This window comes from Rhodopseudomonas palustris HaA2, assembly GCF_000013365.1.
In the GTDB taxonomy this organism is placed as follows: Bacteria; Pseudomonadota; Alphaproteobacteria; order Rhizobiales; family Xanthobacteraceae; genus Rhodopseudomonas; species Rhodopseudomonas palustris_J.
The window spans coordinates 2,219,394-2,235,732 of record NC_007778.1 but is presented as its reverse complement, the minus strand read 5'-3'; the positions used below and the strand labels follow the sequence as shown (position 1 = coordinate 2,235,732).

Sequence of the window (16,339 nt, the reverse complement as noted above, 5' to 3'; positions counted from 1 at the left end):
GACGGGGCCGGCGCGGACACAACGAGCGATCAACCCTTCTTCGCCAATCGCTTCTCCACTTTCTTGCGGGCGTTGCCGACTTTCTTGACCGCCTTCTTCACTGCGGTGGCGGAGCGGCCGGTCTTCTTGGCCTCGTAACTCACTTCGTGCTTCTGGCCGCCGGCGACTCTGGCCCGATCCTGTTTCCGCCCGCGCGCCGTCTTGGTCGTGGTGGTCTTCTTCGCAGCCATCGTGTCCTCCTGTTGTTGCCGACGGGGCAACGCATGGAGGATTCGCGGGTTCCGGAAAATTGTGCCGCACCGTGGAACGAATCACCGCGTGACAGGCAACGTCCCGCCATCCGTCTTTGTGAGGAGCACCCGGATCGGCGCTTCGCGCCGTCCGGGCACAGGCTCCGCGACGAAGCAATCCAGCTCGTGCGCGAGGCTGGATTGCTTCGCTGTGCTCGCAATGACGAAGCTTACAGGCTGTCGCCGAAATCCTCGCGGAATTTGGCGACGAGCTTGTTCTGCCAGTCCGACACCGGCTCGAGCAGGCCGTAGAAGAACCGCAGCACCTCCGGCTCCTCGACGAAGGTGAGCCCGCCGATCAGGTGGCGATTGTCGTACAGCCAGGCGATGCGGTCGACCGCGTATTTGACCTGCGACAGCGTGAATACGCGGCGCGGCAGCGCCAGCCGCACCAGCTCCATATTGGCGAAAATCTCGCTGCCGTCGGGCTCGCGCTGTTCCGACAGCGTGCCGCGCTCCATGCCGCGAATGCCCGAGGCGATGTACAGCGCCGAGGCCAGCGCCCCGGCCGGATATTGCGATTGCGGAATGTGGTCGACGAAGCGCTTGGCGTCGATGTGGCAGCCGAGCCCACCGGCCGGCGTGATCACCGGCACGCCGCGCTCCTGCAATTGTTCGACCATGTAGCCGATGAACATCGGCCCCTGATTGATCATCTCCTCGTCCATGGTCTCTTCCAGACCGACGGTGAGCGCTTCCATTTCACGTACCGACATGCCGCCGTAAGTGAGGAAGCCCTCGTACAGCGGCACCAGCGGCCGCATCTTCTCGAACAGCGCGCGGTCGCGGATGCAGATGCCGCCGCCGCGGGCGCAGCCGAGTTTGCGCGCCGAGAAGTAGATGATGTCGCACAGGTCGGCGGTGCGGCGGGTGATCTCGCGGATCGACATCGCCTTGCAGTGATCCTCGCGGGTCTTGTTGAAATACAGATTGTCCGCGAGCAGGCTGGCGTCGAGCACCAGCGGCACGCCGTGCTCCTTGCAGACGTTGCTGACCTCGGCGAGGTTGGCGAGCGAGAACGGCTGGCCGCCGATCAGATTGGTGCCGCTCTCCATCCGCACGAACGCGATGTTGCCAGCGCCGTGCTGGCCGATCACCGCGCGCAGCTTGGCGATGTCCATGTTGCCCTTGAACGGATTGACGCTGACCACTTCGAGGCCGGCGTCCGTCACCAGTTCCTCGACCGAGCCGCCCTGCAGCGTGATATGCGCCTTGGTGGTGGTGAAGTGATAGTTCATCGGCACCACCTTGCCGGGCGAGACGAACACCTTGGCGAGGATGTGCTCGCAGGCGCGGCCCTGATGCGTCGGCAGGAAGTAGTGCATGCCGAAGATGTCGCGCAGCTTGTCCTCGAGCCGGGTGTAGGTGGCGCTGCCGGCGTAGCTGTCGTCGGCGACCAGCATCGCCGCCTGCTGGCGGTCGCTCATGGCGTTGACGCCCGAGTCGGTCAGCATGTCGAGAAAGACGTCGTCGTTCTTCAGCAGGAAGGTGTTGTTGCCGGCCTCGGTGATCTTCTCGAGGCGGCGTTCGACCGGCGGCAGGCTGAGCTTCTGCACGATCCGCACCTTGTGCATCTCGAGCGGCACCGTCTCGTTGCCGTAGAACTTCACCGTCGCCATACCGCGTACTCCCCAACCCGCACCACGCGAGGGCTTCGGGCTTATCGAGGAGCGCCGGAATCTCAATTGCGCCAGATCAATCCAGCCGCTCGGCAGCGTTAACAATCGGTGCAGGGGGCCCGTAGGCGAAACAAATCCCTACCGCGACGAAACCAAATTCGGCGCTCCACGAAAACGTCCTGAAACGGTTGGGCGGGTACTGATGTCGCCAACAAGTCGCCGAAACAGGCGCTGGCGAACAAACAGGGCGTTCAAACAGGGGACCGACCATGACCCATTTCCAGCTGATCCGCCGCACTGCCGCGATCGCTGCATTCGCGATCGGGGCCGTCGCCCTGACCGGAGCGGCCCAGGCCGCCCAGCCGCTGCCCTTCCCGTTCCTGCCGCTGCTGCCGCAGCCGGCCGCGCTGCAGCCGGCGGCGCTGGCGCCGCAGGTCCAGGCCGTGCCGCAGGACGAGGACGACGACGCGTCCGCCGCCGAAATGCCGGCGCGTCTGAAGCGCCAGATCGTCAGCTACGCCACCCGCGAGGCGCCGGGCACGATCGTGATCGATACTCCGAACACTTATCTCTACTACGTGCTCGGCGGCGGCCGCGCGATCCGCTACGGCATCGGCGTCGGCCGCGACGGCTTCACCTGGTCGGGCGTGCAGTCGATCACCCGCAAGGCGGAGTGGCCGGACTGGACCCCGCCGCCGGAGATGATCGCCCGCCAGCCCTATCTGCCGCGCCACATGGCCGGCGGCCCCGGCAATCCGCTCGGCGCCCGCGCGATGTATCTCGGCGGCACGATCTATCGCATCCACGGCACCAACGCGCCGTCGACGATCGGCACCCACGTCTCGTCCGGCTGCATCCGGCTCACCAATGACGACGTCACCGACCTGTATGGCCGGGTCAATGTCGGCGCCAAGGTGATCGTGCTGCCCGACAACCGCCGCGCCGACAATTCAAGCGGCCGCCGCGGTTAGCGAACGACGACCGACAACGCACTCGAGGACGAATGGCGCGGGCGACCGCGCCGTTTTCTTGTGTCGTATCGTTGCCGGCGTGTCCGTTGTGACACAACGGCGGCGGCGGCGCGGCGACATTGCCGCGATTTCAGGGGCTTTGCCCGGTTCGCGCCCAGCCCCCTGCTGGCGCCGCCGGGCCCGGGCCTGTATGGTCCGGCTCGTTTGCCCCCGGGGATTTGATGCGTTTCAAGACCATCCTGATCGCATTGGCGATCATAGCACTCTCGTTCGGTGTCACGCTGAAGGCGTTCGACTGGCTGTCGCCGCGCGCCGTCAGCCCGCTGACGCTGCAGGCCCTGCCGCCGCTGCCGGCGATCCGACAGTCCTCGGTCGTCGTGCCCGTGAGCGTGCCGCTGACCGCGATCCGCGATCTGGTCGACCGGAGCGCGCCGCGCAATTTTTCCGGCAGGGCCGACAATCCGATGCCGCAGCTCGTGCAGAACGCCGATATCAGCTGGACGGTGGCGCGCGGCGCCGTCGCGACCAAGGGCGCACCCGAGCAGGTCACCGTCACCGCCCCGCTGATCGGCACCCTCTCCGCCCGGGGCTCGCTCTCGAGCAGCGCCCAGAACCAGGTCGGTGATACGCTCGGCAAATTGTTCGGCGACAAGGTCGCCAAGCAGGTCGGCGTCAACATCAAGTCGTTCAACGCCAGCGGCGAGATCAAGGGCATGATCGCGATCACCGCCCGTCCGAAAGTGCTGCCGGACTGGCACGTCGACCCGAACCTCACCGCACAGGTGATCCTGTCCGACTCCAATGTCGCGATCGGCGGCGCGCGCATCAACGTGCCGGCGCAGGTCAAGCCGGTGATCGACAAGGCCGTCAACGACCAGATCGCCCAGTTGCAACGGACCATCCGCGACGACGGCGCGCTGGAGCGCAGCGCGCGGCGCGAATGGGCGCGGATCTGCCGCTCGATTCCGCTGCAAGGCGCCGGCGTGCCGAACGGCTTCTGGCTCGAACTGCGTCCGACCAAGGCGCTGGCCGCGCAGCCGCAGATCGACGGCGCGACGGTGGCGCTGACGCTCGGGATCGTCGCCGACAGCCGTATCACCACGGCGCCGACCAAGCCGGAATGTCCGTTTCCCGCGCAGCTCGAAATGGTCGCGCCCGACAGCACCGGCGTCAAAGTCGCGGTGCCGATCGATATTCCGTTCAAGGAGCTCGATCGCGTCATCGAGCCGCAATTCGTCGGCCGCACCTTTCCTGAAAACGGTGGGGCCGCCGCGATCACGGTGAAGCGCGTCAATGTCGCCGCCAGCGGCGACCGGCTGCTGATCTCGATGCTGGTGGATGCCAAAGGCCAGAAGAGTCTGTTCAGCTTCGGCGGCGAAGCCACGCTGCACATCTGGGGGCGGCCGGTCCTGAACCAGGAGGATCAGACGCTGCGGCTGTCCGACATGCAGCTCGCGGTGGAATCCGAGGCGGCGTTCGGCCTGCTCGGCGAGGCGGCGCGCGCCGCCGTGCCCTATCTGCAGAAGGCGATCGCCGAACGGGCGGTGATCGATCTCAAGCCGGAATCGCTCAACGTGCAGCGCCGGATCGGCGCGGTGATCGCGGCGTATCAGCGCAACGAGGACGGCCTGCGCATTTCCTCGGAGATCTCCAGCCTGCGGCTGACCGATGTGGCGTTCGACTCCACCATGCTGCGGGTGACCGCAGAGGCCAACGGCATTCTCGAAGTCACGATCACCAAGCTGAAGGCGCCCTGAGTCCCGCGCTGATCTGCGACGTTCTCGGCAGCGTGACTCCGTCTCCTGCATGAGACCCCGGCTGCTCGAAACAAAATTCGCCCGGCGGCTCGTGCCACCAGGCGAATTTCACCACAAGACATCCCAGACAGCCGCCCGAACGCGTCGTCGCGTTCGGGTCTCTGTCAGATCATGCCGTTACGACTTGTTGTACTTGAATTCCGGCATCGACTTGAGCTGATCCTTGGTGGCGTTGAACACCGCGTGGTCGGGATACCAGCGATCGGCCGTATTCGCCGTGTTCGCCGCCGAGCCGGTGGTGGTGGTGGTGGTGGTCGCCGGAGCGGCTGCCGTTCCCGGAGCGGCCGTCGTGCCGGACGCCATGTTGTTGTTGGTCCGGTTCATCGCGGTATTGCCGGATACCGGGGTGTTGACGAACTTCATCTTGTCGAACGACACCGCGACGTCACGCTCGCCGACGCCGAGGAAGCCACCGACGCCGATCACGACGGCCTGGACCCGGCCCGAATTGTCGATCAGCACTTCGTTGATGTCGCCGAGCTTTTCGTTGGCCTGGTTGTAAACGTCGAGCCCCATCAGCTTCGACGTCCGCCATTGGCCGGTGTCGGAGGCCGGCGACGGCACCGTGGTCGACTTCGACATCGAGGTGGAATTGTCTGTGGTGGCGGGGGACTGCGCGAACGCGGCGGTCGCGAGAAGCGTGGTGCCGAGCAGGCCGGCCAGAACGGTATTGGTTTTCATTGTGTAGGACCCTCCATGTTTGTCGAATGGTCCCGGACAAACGAGGGAGTCAGCGCACAGTTCCGAAGCTGGATCGCTTTTATTGGTCGACTACACATGACGAAATCGAGTCGGCCGACGCGCCGGTTCCATCGCGTGACGACACGACGCGGCACCTGCCACGGGACGGCGCGGAGGCGCGCCGGTCCCGAGGGCGTCGGATGGTCAGGCCTGATAGTTGACCACCATCGCAGACGACGATCCCGAGCTGGCGCTGCTGGTTCCGCTGGAACCATAGCTGCTCGCGGTCGACGACTGCTGCTCCTGGAGCAGCTTCAGGAATTCCTGCAGCGCCTCGCTGATGTCGGTGCCGGAGCTGGACGTGCTCGTCGTCGAATCGGTCGACGTCGACGACGAGCTGTCGCTCGGCGGCGGACCGGGCGGCGGACCGCCGGCGCCACCGGGCCCGCCGGCGAACGCATTCTCGAACACGCTCTTCAGCTCTTCGGCCTGCTCGCTGGTCAGATTGCCGCTCGACACCTGCTCGTCGATCAGATCGTCGATCTTGGACTTCATGTCTTCGGGCGACGTTTGCGTGCTGCTGCTGGAGCCGCTCGTCCGGCTGCTCTGCAGGCTGGAATCGATTTCGGTCAGCGCCGACGACAGCGCCGTCGCATCGGTCGAGCTGACCTGGCCGGCGGAGACTTCGGCCGCCAGCTCCTTCTGAAGCTGCTGCAGGGGAGAGAGATAACTGCTTGTCGCGGAGATGGAGGTCATGAGAAGCTCCGGATGCTGTGATCGCAGTTCACGATGTGATTGATAGAGTTAACGAGACCTTTCCGCCCCACACGGCCTGATTGCGGAATGTTGCAGCGTTTCCACGAGACATATCGGGAAACAAAAAACTCGTTTCAGCTTCGCGCGGAATTTCGGTAAACGGCGTCATGAGCACCGCCCCGCCCCATATCCTCGTCGTCGAAGACGACCGGGAAACCCGCGCGCTGATCGCGAAATACCTTCGCAACAACGAATGTCATGTCGTGACCGCGCAGGACGGCCGCGAGATGGACAGCCGGCTCTCCGACCAGCGCGTCGACCTCGTCGTGCTCGACGTGATGCTGCCGGGCGAGGACGGCCTCAGCCTGTGCCGGCGCGTGCGGGCGAGCTCGCCGCTGCCGATCATCATGCTGACGGCGCGCGGCGAGGACGTCGACCGTATCCTCGGCCTGGAGATGGGCGCCGACGACTACCTCGCCAAGCCGTTCAATCCGCGCGAATTGCTGGCGCGGATCCGCTCGGTGCTGCGCCGCCAGTCGCTCGCCCAGACCGCCAGCGCCACGTCCGGCGCGACCGCGCTCACCTTCCTCGGCTGGCGGATCGATTTCCGGCTGCGCGAACTGCGCAACCCCGATGGCGCCCTGGTGGCGATGACCAGCGCCGAATTCGACCTGCTGCAGGCGTTCTGCGAACGGCCCGGCCGGGTGCTGTCGCGCGAAGCGCTGCTCGATCTCACCCACGGCCGCAACGCCGGCTCGTTCGAGCGTTCGATCGACGTGCTGGTCAGCCGGATCCGCCGCAAGATCGAGCCCGACCCGCAGAGCGTCAGCATCATCAAGACGGTGCGCTCCGGCGGCTATATGTTCACGCCCGCCGTCGAAACGGTTTGATCGAGGCCGCTGCGGCCGGAGGCTTCATGCTCGAGCGGCTCGGCAGGTTTCGATTCAGCGGCATCCGCAGCCAGATCGCGGTGCTGGTGTTGGCGTCGCTCATCGGGACGCAGTTGCTGATCATGGCGACTTTCCTGCTGCGCGGGCCGGACCGCTTCGGTCCGCCCGAACATCGGCGCGAGCAGTTCGAAATCGCGGTCCTTCTGATCGCGGCGACTCCCGAGGAGCAGAGGCCGCAGCTCGTCGAACAAATCACCAGGACATTCCCTCACCTCGAACTCCGCCTGCTCGACGCCGCCGCGGTGCCGCCGCGGTCCGACCGCGAACTGCCGGAAATTCGCGACGTCGCGCGCACGCTCGGACCATTGGCGAGGGTGTTCGCGCTGCCCGGCGCGGAGCCGCCGCAAGTCGGCATTGCGTTGCCGGACGGGACCGCGATCGCCGCCGCGATTCCGGAGATGCGAGGCCGGCCTCCGATCTCGAACGGGCCGTGGATGAGTGCGTTCGCCGGCGTGATCATCAGCCTCGCGATGTTCGGCCTGTGGGCCGACCGGGCGCTGTCGACGCCGCTGTCGGAATTCGCTGCCGCGGCGGAAAACTTCAAGCTGGACGGCACCGACGAGCCGCTGGCCGAGAGCGGGCCGGACGAAATCCGCTCGCTGGCGCGGGCCATGAACCGGTCGCGCAACCGGATCACGGCGCTGATCGACGACCGCACCCGGACACTGGCTGCGATCGGCCACGACCTGCGCACCCCGATCACGCGGCTGCGGCTGCGCAGCGAATTCATCGAGGACGCCACCCAGCGCGACAACATGCTGCGCGATCTCGACCAGATGCGCTCGATGCTCGACGCGGTGCTGTCGTTCCTGCGCACCGGCCGCGCGCTGGAACCGATGACGCGGATCGATCTGGCGAGCACGCTGCAACTGATCACCGATCAGTTCACCGATCTGGGCCACAAGGTGACTTATCTGGGGCCTGAACATGCCGAATTGTTGGCGCGGCCGGACGATATCCGACGCGCCGTCACCAATCTGGTCGACAACGCAGTTCGCTATGGAAAGGACATCCTGGTCCGGCTGGAAGCGTCGCCCGGGCGCGTCACGATCGAGGTCGAAGACGACGGCCCCGGCATTCCCGAAGCCTGCAAGGCCGACGTGATCGAGCCGTTCGTGCGCGGCGACGATGCGCGCAACATGGACGAGACCTCCGGCTTCGGCCTCGGCCTCTCGATCGCCCGGACCATCGTGCAGAATCACGGCGGCGAACTGACGCTGCGCGACCGCAAGCCGCACGGCCTGATCGTGCGGCTCGACCTCCCCGGACAGCAGCAGGACAGCGGCGCCGCGTGAGCCGGCGTCCCGATCAGTTCGCGGGCGTGACCTTCGGCGCGGCGCCGTGCAGCGCGCCCGGCCGGCGCAAATGGATGGTCGCGACGTCGTCGGAATACACCTTCTGCCAGCCGTCGATGTGATCGAGCAGATGGGTGGCCGCGTCCTCGGTGCGGAGCAGCGTGGCGTCGATGTCGTAGTCCGCGAGCAGTCGGAACAGTTTCTCCGGCGGCTTCAGCCGCACCGCGGAATTCTGTTCGACCACGAAGGCCTCGCCGTACAGTTCGGTGCGGCCGTCGATGAACGGCGCGACGCCGTTGGCGATCAGGTAGCCGCCGAAATCGTAATCGTTGAACACCCGCTGCACGCCGAGCGTCTTCAGCTCGGCCACCGCCGCCGCCGGCGAATTCGCCGGATGCGGCGCGAAGCGATGCAGCGAGGCGAACGCCAGCGTGCCGCCGAGCGTGAGCGCGATCGCCGCGGCCACCGCGCCGACCGAGAGGCGCGCCGGCGCCTCGCCGCGCGCTTCGGCGCCGCCGATCTGCCGGGCCAGCGGCGCCGCGATGATCAGCGGCGCGAGCAGCGCCAGCACTTCGATGTTGCGGTTGGCGCTCAGCGCCATGTGCACGAGGCCGAGCAGCAGCAGGATGCGCACCGGCGGCAGCGTCACGCCGCGCCACAAAGCGAGGCCGAGACCTCCCAGCAGCGCAACCTCGAACGCCCCGACCCGCGAGAAATTCACCGGCGCCCATTCGCCGATCGTCGCCAGCGCCGCGCCGAGCGACAGGATGCGCTGCGACGCCAGGATCGCGTTCCAGCCGTACGGATTGGCGCAGCTCACGATCAGCGCGGCGACGCCGAACGCACCCCAGCGCAGCAGCAGCGAAACGCGGCGCGACGGCGCCGCCGCCAGCACCGCGTCGAGCGCGATCGGCGCCACCAGCGCGATGCCGAGCACGAAGCCGCCGTGCAGATTGGCCCACAGCACCATCAGCGGCAGCAGCCAGAACGACGGCGCGGCGCGGCGATCGGCGGCCGCCATCAGCGCGCCGACCCATGCCACCATCACCGGCATCGCCAGCACGTGCGGCCGCGCCAGCATATGCGGCGCCATCAGCGCCACCGCCGCGGCGACGAACACCAGCGCGGTACTGCCGCGCAGCCGCTGGCCGAGCCAGCGCGCATAAAGCATGAAGGTCGCCGCCAGCGCCGCGGCCGACAGCACCACCGGCCCGGCCCAGCCGGCGAGTTGGTAGCTCGCCGCCAGTAGCACCTGCGACAGCCATTGCGTCGAGATCCACGGCTGCCCGGCCATGGTGAAGGAATAGACGTCGACCTGCGGCACCGCGCGATGGTCGATGATCCACTGCCCCAGCGTGACCTGCCACAGCGTATCGGGATCGTTCAGCAGCCGGTCGCCGGAGACCAGCAGGAAGGCGTAGACCGCGACCCCGATCCACAGCGGCAGCGCGGCGCTGTGCCGTGCGCCGGCGAGGTCGCTCGAATCGGCGGTGAGGATCGTCATCGGCGGTGTCCGGTCGTGGCTGAAGCTACGCCGATCAAACACGCGGCCGGATAATTTGAAGTAAACCGGCCGCGCTGTCGGGCCGATGGAACAAGCTCCCGCCGAAAGGCACGTTGACACCGGGGGTGATCGGCCTACATTGAGTCCGTTCCGAGGGGGGCTCCGACGAGGAGCTGAGATACCGCAAGCTTGCCGATGCTGGTCGTATCAGACCGCATTCTGAGCAGGACCGCGGTGACCCTTTGAACCTGATCCGGGTCATGCCGGCGAAGGGACAGGGATGTATCAGACTATCGAAGGCCAGAGCGGGGCCGATTCCGCTCATCACGCTGCTATTGCATCAATCACGCCCGACGACGCCGCTCCTGCCGACGCCGCCGCATTGCGCGGCACGCCGCCGGACCTGCGCAAGGACGCGCCGGTCTCGGTGATCGGCGCCGGCATCGCCGGGGCCTGGCAGGCGCTGCTGCTGGCGCGCGCCGGCCGCAACGTCACGCTGTACGAGCGCGGCGACCGCGAAATGACCCAGGCCACCAGCCATTGGGCCGGCGGCATGCTGGCGCCGTATTGCGAGGCCGAGACCGCCGAACCGATGGTCGGGCTGATGGGCCTGCGCTCGCTGGAGATGTGGCGCAAGGAATTCCCCGAGACCGCGTTCAACGGCTCGCTGGTGGTGGCGCATGCGCGCGACCGCGCCGATTTCGAGCGCTTCGCCAAGATGACCGCGGGCCACAAGCGGCTCGACGCCGACGGCGTCGCCGAGCTGGAACCGGCGCTGGCCGGCCGCTTCCGCGAGGGCCTGTACTTCCCCGACGAGGGCCATGTCGAGCCGCGGCTGGTGCTGGCGCGGCTGCACGAGCGGCTGGTCGAGGCCGGCGGCGCGATCCATTTCGAATCGGAGATGACGCCGGAGGAACTCGACGGCCTGGTGATCGATTGCCGCGGCCTCGCCGCGCGCGACAAGGCGCCGGAACTGCGCGGCGTCAAAGGCGAGATGGTGGTGATCAAGACCACCGAGGTGACGCTGTCGCGGCCGGTCCGCTTGATGCATCCGCGCTGGCCGCTCTACGTCATCCCGCGCGAAGACAATCACTTCATGCTGGGCGCCACCTCGATCGAGAGCGAGGACGAACTCGTCACCGTGCGCTCGGCGCTGGAACTGCTCAGCGCCGCCTATGCGGTGCATCCGGCGTTCGGCGAGGCGCATATCGTCGAGATCGGCGCCGGCCTCCGCCCGGCCTTCCCCGACAATCTGCCGCGCATTTCCATCGGCAACCGCCGCATCGCCACCAACGGCCTGTACCGCCACGGCTTCCTGCTGGCGCCGGCGCTGGCCGAGAAGATGCTGGCCTATGTCGAGCGCGGCGTCGTCGACAATCAGGTGATGCGATGCTTGTGACCTTGAACGGCGAACAGCGCGAGGTGAACGCCACCAGCGTCGCCGCGCTGATGAGCGAACTCGACTGCACCGGCGGCCACTACGCCGTCGCGATCAACTACGACGTCGTCCCCCGCGGCAAATGGGACGAGACGCCCGTGAGTGCCGGCGACGAAATCGAAATCCTCACGCCGCGGCAGGGCGGATGAGGATGAGGATGGCCTCGCCCCGAATATCGACGTCATCGCCCGGCCCGTCCGGGCGACCCAGTATCCCAGAGCGCCGGCGTTCAGCCGCTAACTCTCTGGGATACTGGATCCCCGCTTTCGCGGGGATGACGGCCTTTTGTGGAGCAACCCACGCATGGTGAAATTCTACGACCGCGAGATCTCCTCGCGCCTGCTGATCGGCAGCGCGCTGTATCCGTCGCCGGCGATCATGCAGGATTCCATCCGCGAATCCGGCGCGGACATCGTCACCGTGTCGCTGCGCCGCGAGGCCGCCGGCGGCAAGGCGGGCGATCAGTTCTGGTCGCTGATCCGCGAGCTCGGCGTCACCGTGCTGCCGAACACCGCCGGCTGCCGCAGCGTGCGCGAGGCGGTGACCACGGCAAAGCTGGCGCGCGAATTGTTCGGCACCGCATGGATCAAGCTCGAAGTCATCGCCGACAACGACACGCTGCAGCCCGACGTCGTCGGCTTGGTCGAAGCGGCGCAAATCCTGACCAAGGACGGCTTCGAGGTGTTTCCCTATTGCACCGAGGATCTGTCGGTGGCGATGCGGCTGGTCGATGCCGGCTGCCGCGTCATCATGCCGTGGGCGGCGCCGATCGGCAGCGCGCGCGGCATCGTCGCTCGCGACGCGCTGAAGCTGCTGCGCGACCGCCTGCCCGATATCACCCTCGTCGTCGATGCCGGCCTCGGCGCGCCGAGCCACGCGGCCGAAGCGATGGAGCTCGGCTACGACGCCGTCCTCCTCAACACCGCGATCGCCAAAGCCGAAGATCCGGTGGCGATGGCCCGCGCCTTCAAGCTCGCGGTCGAAGCCGGCCGCACCGGATTCGAGGCCGGGCTGATGGGCGCCCGCGATTTCGCCTCCCCCTCAACCCCCGTGATTGGGACCCCGTTCTGGCATGCCGTATCCTGATCGCTTCTATCCCGTCGTCGACAGCATCGCGTGGGTCAAACGCCTCGCCGCGCTCGGCGTCGGCACCGTGCAACTCCGCGCCAAGGACCTCGACGACGGCGCCGCGCTGCAGCTCGTCACCGACGCGCTCGACGCGGTGAAAGGCACCAGCGTCAGGCTGATCATCAACGACTACTGGCGCGCCGCGATCGTCGCCGGCGCGCAGCATCTGCATCTCGGCCAGGAAGACCTCGCGACCGCCGATCTGCACGAGATCCGCGCCGCCGGGCTGACGCTCGGCCTGTCGACCCACGACGACGCCGAACTCGAAACCGCGCTGGCCGCGCGCCCGGACTACATCGCGCTCGGCCCGATCTTTCCGACCACGCTGAAATCGATGCGCTTCGCCCCGCAGGGCATCCCGAAGATCACCGACTGGAAGCAGCGCGTCGGCAGCATCCCGCTGGTGGCGATCGGCGGCATCAAGCTGGAACAGGCCGAAGAGATCTTTGCCGCCGGCGCCGACTCGATCGCGGTGGTGAGCGACGTGACGCAGAACCCCGATCCAGACGCCCGCGTCCGCGCCTGGCTCGATTTCGTCGCGGAGACGGCGTGAGCCGCGGCACAAAGGATGTCGCCGTCACCCTGAGGTGCGAGCCGTCTTCGGCTCGCCTCGAAGGGCGACGGCGGGAGCACTGAATTCGTTGCGGTCATCCTTCGAGGCGCGCAAGGGCGCGCACCTCAGGATGACGGACCAACCAAGCGGCCCGATAACAACACAAACAGGAGGATGGCATGAATATCCGCTCCAATCCCGACACCACGCGTCCCGCCGTCACCACCGGCGGCCTGCCCTCCTCGCGCAAGATCTATGCTGTGCCCGCCACCGCGCCGGATCTGCGCGTGCCGCTGCGCGAGATCATGCTGAGCGAAGGCGCCGGCGAGCCGAACCTGCCGGTGTACGACACCTCGGGCCCCTACACCGATCCCGGCGTCACCATCGACGTCAACAAGGGCCTGTCGCGCGCCCGCACGGAGTGGGTCAAGCAGCGCGGCGGCGTCGAGCAATATGAAGGCCGCGACATCAAGCCGGAAGACAACGGCAATGTCGGCGCAGCCCATGCGGCGAAGTCGTTCACCGCGCATCACCAGCCGCTGCGCGGCGTCGGCGACGCGCCGATCACGCAATACGAATTCGCCCGCAAGGGGATCATCACCAAGGAGATGATCTACGTCGCCGAGCGCGAGAATCTCGGCCGCAAGCAGCAACTGGAGCGCGCCGAAGCCGCGCTGGCCGACGGTGAAAGCTTCGGCGCCGCGGTGCCGGCGTTCATCACCCCGGAATTCGTCCGCGACGAGATCGCGCGCGGCCGCGCCATCATCCCGGCCAACATCAATCACGGCGAACTCGAGCCGATGATCATCGGCCGCAACTTCCTCACCAAGATCAACGCCAACATCGGCAACTCGGCGGTGACCTCGTCGGTCGAGGAGGAAGTCGACAAGATGGTGTGGGCGATCCGCTGGGGCGCCGACACCGTGATGGACCTCTCCACCGGCCGCAACATCCACACCACCCGCGAATGGATTTTGCGCAACTCGCCGGTCCCGATCGGCACCGTACCGATCTATCAGGCGCTGGAGAAGTGCGACGGCGATCCGGTCAAGCTCACCTGGGAGCTGTACAAGGACACGCTGATCGAGCAGGCCGAACAGGGCGTCGATTACTTCACGATCCACGCCGGCGTGCGGCTGCAATACATCCACCTCACCGCCGATCGCGTCACGGGCATCGTTTCCCGTGGCGGATCGATCATGGCGAAGTGGTGCCTGGCGCATCACCAGGAGAGCTTCCTCTACACGCATTTCGACGAGATCTGCGACCTGATGCGGAAATACGACGTGTCGTTCTCATTGGGCGACGGGCTGCGCCCGGGCTCGATCGCCGACGCCAACGACCGCGCGCAATTCGCCGAACTGGAGACGCTCGGCGAACTCACCAAGATCGCCTGGGCCAAGGGCTGCCAGGTGATGATCGAAGGCCCCGGCCACGTGCCGCTGCACAAGATCAAGATCAACATGGACAAGCAGCTCAAGGAATGCGGCGAGGCGCCGTTCTATACGCTCGGCCCGCTGACCACCGACATCGCGCCGGGCTATGATCACATCACCTCCGGCATTGGCGCCGCGATGATCGGCTGGTTCGGCTGCGCGATGCTGTGCTACGTCACGCCGAAGGAACATCTCGGCCTGCCCGACCGCAACGACGTCAAGACCGGCGTGATCACCTACAAGATCGCCGCCCACGCCGCCGACCTCGGCAAGGGCCACCCCGCAGCCCAGTTGCGCGACGACGCGCTGTCCCGCGCCCGCTTCGACTTCCGCTGGCAGGACCAATTCAACCTCGGCCTCGACCCGGATACGGCGAAAGCCTTCCACGACGAAACCCTGCCCAAGGAAGCCCACAAGGTCGCGCATTTCTGCTCGATGTGCGGCCCGAAATTCTGCTCGATGAAGATCACGCAAGATGTGCGCGACTACGCGGCGGGATTGGGCGACAACGAGAAGGCGGCGCTGAACCTCGCCGGCGCCGGCTCGTTCGGCAGCGTCGGCATGACGATGTCCGGCGTCATCGAAGACGGCATGGCGCAGATGAGCGAGAAGTTTCGGGATATGGGGGAGAAGCTGTATCTCGATGCGGAGAAGGTGAAGGAGAGCAACAAGGCGCTGTCGTAGGGCGGCGCGGCTCTCCACGCCACAAACGTCATGCCCGGGCTCGACCCGGGCATCCATCTGACACAAACGGCCGGGCGAAAGCCCGGCTGTTTTGTTAATGACACCTGTAGGGCGGGTTAGCCGAAGGCGTAACCCGCCTCTTCCACGCGATCAGTCGGCGGATTACGCTGCGCTAATCCGCCCTACGGGCTGTCAGTTCCTTACTCTCACTGCACACACAGTATGTCCAAAGAATGAAAGTCACATGACATGACTGATCCTCTTTCAGATATTCTTCAAGTACGCATCTAACTCTCTATCAACGTGAGTATCGTAACTTAGCCATCCGGATTCTTGACGGTTTAATTTCTTTATGTTGTCAGTAAATTTGATTCCTTTTCGCAAGTTGTAGTTGTAATAGAACAACGGGGGGCCACTATCTTTGTTGTTTGCCTTGCCATACACGACAGCTACCTCCTGACCGTTAGCTATAGGGACTTGGTAGCCCCAAAGCGTTATCTCGGTGTCGCTGAGGTTCCCGCCTCGCTGCAGGAAGAATGAGGTCACTTTGTAGATTGCGTTTCCGCTTTTCTCCCGTCGGATCGCGCCCCCATAAACGGTGCCCTTGTAGTGGAAGAACTTCGCCATTGCCCTATCGACCCCATGACTATTTTAGAATCTTGCTAATTATTCGACCAACAGCCAAGCCAATGCTACCCCCTTCGCCGCGCCGTGAATTGCCGGCTTCAGAACCGTCTCAGATTCTCCCTGTTTCTCTATTTTCGATAAATCTAAACCCTCATTTAGTCGGCTCACATTGCTATTAGATAATTCCTCTTCCTTGCCCATCTCAACAATGCTCCACTTTGCTTTGGACGCACGAACGAGACTTCAATCACATTCAGCGAAGAAATAAACAGCGACAAGGATTATCGTACAGCCTTGGTTGATCGATCAGTTAGTGATGATTCAATACCCTTAGAAACAATGCAAGAGATCAGATGTGGATTTTTCCATGACACAACATCGTACCATGCGCATCGCTGCCAAACTCCACTCATTCTCTCTTCTCCGGCATCATAAGACAGCGTGCAACTCAGCCACATTTCGTCGAATGTAACGCACTGTCGTCAGCCCGTAGGATGGGTTGAGCTCTTGCGAAACCCATCGCCCCGATCGCTGCACATCATGATGGGTTTCGCGAAGGGCTCAACCCATCCTACGGCGCTGGAGGCAGC

The 16,339-nt window shown here is 65.6% G+C and carries 15 protein-coding genes and 1 riboswitch; of the genes, 9 read left to right on the top strand and 6 right to left on the bottom strand.

From position 1 onward, the window contains the following. Positions 1 to 29: 29 nt before the first annotated feature. Positions 30 to 230: a DUF3606 domain-containing protein gene (locus RPB_RS09895; protein WP_011440863.1), complete on the bottom strand. Its 201-nt coding sequence runs from the start codon at positions 228 to 230 to the stop codon at positions 30 to 32. Positions 231 to 460: 230 nt separating this feature from the next. Further along, the gene (locus tag RPB_RS09890) at positions 461 to 1,909 is read right to left on the bottom strand and encodes a tryptophanase (protein ID WP_011440862.1); all 1,449 of its coding nucleotides are present in this window, start codon (positions 1,907 to 1,909) and stop codon (positions 461 to 463) included. Between the two features lie 269 nt (positions 1,910 to 2,178). Here RPB_RS09890 and RPB_RS09885 point away from each other — a divergent pair, with 269 nt between their 5' ends. Together RPB_RS09885 and RPB_RS09880 are read left to right on the top strand one after the other, a co-directional pair. After that, positions 2,179 to 2,880 (top strand): L,D-transpeptidase, encoded by a 702-nt coding sequence (locus RPB_RS09885; RefSeq protein ID WP_011440861.1) that lies wholly within the window; start codon positions 2,179 to 2,181, stop codon positions 2,878 to 2,880. A 221-nt stretch (positions 2,881 to 3,101) separates the two neighbouring features. After that, the gene (locus RPB_RS09880) at positions 3,102 to 4,637 is read left to right on the top strand and encodes a DUF4403 family protein (RefSeq protein WP_011440860.1); all 1,536 of its coding nucleotides are present in this window, start codon (positions 3,102 to 3,104) and stop codon (positions 4,635 to 4,637) included. 177 nt (positions 4,638 to 4,814) lie between these two features. Here RPB_RS09880 and RPB_RS09875 read toward each other — a convergent pair whose 3' ends face one another. Continuing rightward, positions 4,815 to 5,378 (bottom strand): PRC-barrel domain-containing protein, encoded by a 564-nt coding sequence (locus RPB_RS09875; RefSeq protein ID WP_011440859.1) that lies wholly within the window; start codon positions 5,376 to 5,378, stop codon positions 4,815 to 4,817. A gap of 204 nt (positions 5,379 to 5,582) precedes the next feature. Further along, positions 5,583 to 6,134: a hypothetical protein gene (locus RPB_RS09870; RefSeq protein WP_011440858.1), complete on the bottom strand. Its 552-nt coding sequence runs from the start codon at positions 6,132 to 6,134 to the stop codon at positions 5,583 to 5,585. A 167-nt stretch (positions 6,135 to 6,301) separates the two neighbouring features. Between RPB_RS09870 and RPB_RS09865 the strand changes: the two genes are divergently transcribed. Continuing rightward, complete coding sequence (locus tag RPB_RS09865; RefSeq protein ID WP_011440857.1) at positions 6,302 to 7,024, top strand: response regulator; 723 nt, start codon at positions 6,302 to 6,304, stop codon at positions 7,022 to 7,024. Between the two features lie 26 nt (positions 7,025 to 7,050). Beyond that, positions 7,051 to 8,379, top strand: a complete 1,329-nt coding sequence (locus RPB_RS09860; protein ID WP_011440856.1) for an ATP-binding protein — start codon at positions 7,051 to 7,053, stop codon at positions 8,377 to 8,379. 13 nt (positions 8,380 to 8,392) lie between these two features. On the opposite strand, the gene RPB_RS09855 is transcribed toward RPB_RS09860, so the two are convergent. Then, the gene (locus RPB_RS09855; protein ID WP_011440855.1) at positions 8,393 to 9,883 is read right to left on the bottom strand and encodes a hypothetical protein; all 1,491 of its coding nucleotides are present in this window, start codon (positions 9,881 to 9,883) and stop codon (positions 8,393 to 8,395) included. Positions 9,884 to 10,026: 143 nt separating this feature from the next. Continuing rightward, positions 10,027 to 10,176, top strand: a riboswitch (TPP riboswitch). On the opposite strand from RPB_RS09855, the gene RPB_RS09850 reads away from it, so the two are divergent. The 5 genes from RPB_RS09850 to thiC all read left to right on the top strand — a co-directional run bounded on the left by RPB_RS09850 (position 10,164) and on the right by thiC (position 15,122). Beyond that, positions 10,164 to 11,282: an FAD-dependent oxidoreductase gene (locus RPB_RS09850; RefSeq protein ID WP_041798168.1), complete on the top strand. Its 1,119-nt coding sequence runs from the start codon at positions 10,164 to 10,166 to the stop codon at positions 11,280 to 11,282. (Overlaps the previous riboswitch by 13 nt.) Beyond that, positions 11,273 to 11,470 carry a sulfur carrier protein ThiS gene (gene thiS, locus RPB_RS09845; RefSeq protein WP_041798165.1) on the top strand — a complete coding sequence of 66 codons (198 nt, stop codon included), beginning with the start codon at positions 11,273 to 11,275 and terminating at the stop codon, positions 11,468 to 11,470. Before RPB_RS09850 ends, thiS begins: the two co-directional genes overlap by 10 nt. 154 nt (positions 11,471 to 11,624) lie before the next feature. Further along, complete coding sequence (locus tag RPB_RS09840; RefSeq protein ID WP_011440852.1) at positions 11,625 to 12,407, top strand: thiazole synthase; 783 nt, start codon at positions 11,625 to 11,627, stop codon at positions 12,405 to 12,407. Beyond that, a complete protein-coding gene (locus tag RPB_RS09835; protein WP_011440851.1) occupies positions 12,394 to 13,002 on the top strand; it encodes a thiamine phosphate synthase in 609 nt (202 codons plus the stop codon). Before RPB_RS09840 ends, RPB_RS09835 begins: the two co-directional genes overlap by 14 nt. Before the next feature lie 179 nt (positions 13,003 to 13,181). Next, positions 13,182 to 15,122 carry a phosphomethylpyrimidine synthase ThiC gene (gene thiC, locus RPB_RS09830; protein ID WP_011440850.1) on the top strand — a complete coding sequence of 647 codons (1,941 nt, stop codon included), beginning with the start codon at positions 13,182 to 13,184 and terminating at the stop codon, positions 15,120 to 15,122. 264 nt (positions 15,123 to 15,386) lie between these two features. Here the strand turns inward: thiC and RPB_RS09825 are convergent, their stop codons facing one another. Next, positions 15,387 to 15,749 carry a hypothetical protein gene (locus RPB_RS09825; RefSeq protein ID WP_041798163.1) on the bottom strand — a complete coding sequence of 121 codons (363 nt, stop codon included), beginning with the start codon at positions 15,747 to 15,749 and terminating at the stop codon, positions 15,387 to 15,389. Between the last annotated feature and the right edge of the window lie 590 nt (positions 15,750 to 16,339).

What these genes read in the sequence shown, in the direction of transcription:
- RPB_RS09895 (WP_011440863.1), bottom strand. Translation starts at nt 230, where the DNA reads ATGGCTGCGAAGAAGACCACCACGACCAAGACGGCGCGCGGGCGGAAA.
- RPB_RS09890 (WP_011440862.1), bottom strand. Translation starts at nt 1,909, where the DNA reads ATGGCGACGGTGAAGTTCTACGGCAACGAGACGGTGCCGCTCGAGATG.
- RPB_RS09885 (WP_011440861.1), top strand. Translation starts at nt 2,179, where the DNA reads ATGACCCATTTCCAGCTGATCCGCCGCACTGCCGCGATCGCTGCATTC.
- RPB_RS09880 (WP_011440860.1), top strand. Translation starts at nt 3,102, where the DNA reads ATGCGTTTCAAGACCATCCTGATCGCATTGGCGATCATAGCACTCTCG.
- RPB_RS09875 (WP_011440859.1), bottom strand. Translation starts at nt 5,378, where the DNA reads ATGAAAACCAATACCGTTCTGGCCGGCCTGCTCGGCACCACGCTTCTC.
- RPB_RS09870 (WP_011440858.1), bottom strand. Translation starts at nt 6,134, where the DNA reads ATGACCTCCATCTCCGCGACAAGCAGTTATCTCTCTCCCCTGCAGCAG.
- RPB_RS09865 (WP_011440857.1), top strand. Translation starts at nt 6,302, where the DNA reads ATGAGCACCGCCCCGCCCCATATCCTCGTCGTCGAAGACGACCGGGAA.
- RPB_RS09860 (WP_011440856.1), top strand. Translation starts at nt 7,051, where the DNA reads ATGCTCGAGCGGCTCGGCAGGTTTCGATTCAGCGGCATCCGCAGCCAG.
- RPB_RS09855 (WP_011440855.1), bottom strand. Translation starts at nt 9,883, where the DNA reads ATGACGATCCTCACCGCCGATTCGAGCGACCTCGCCGGCGCACGGCAC.
- RPB_RS09850 (WP_041798168.1), top strand. Translation starts at nt 10,164, where the DNA reads ATGTATCAGACTATCGAAGGCCAGAGCGGGGCCGATTCCGCTCATCAC.
- thiS (WP_041798165.1), top strand. Translation starts at nt 11,273, where the DNA reads ATGCTTGTGACCTTGAACGGCGAACAGCGCGAGGTGAACGCCACCAGC.
- RPB_RS09840 (WP_011440852.1), top strand. Translation starts at nt 11,625, where the DNA reads ATGGTGAAATTCTACGACCGCGAGATCTCCTCGCGCCTGCTGATCGGC.
- RPB_RS09835 (WP_011440851.1), top strand. Translation starts at nt 12,394, where the DNA reads ATGCCGTATCCTGATCGCTTCTATCCCGTCGTCGACAGCATCGCGTGG.
- thiC (WP_011440850.1), top strand. Translation starts at nt 13,182, where the DNA reads ATGAATATCCGCTCCAATCCCGACACCACGCGTCCCGCCGTCACCACC.
- RPB_RS09825 (WP_041798163.1), bottom strand. Translation starts at nt 15,749, where the DNA reads ATGGCGAAGTTCTTCCACTACAAGGGCACCGTTTATGGGGGCGCGATC.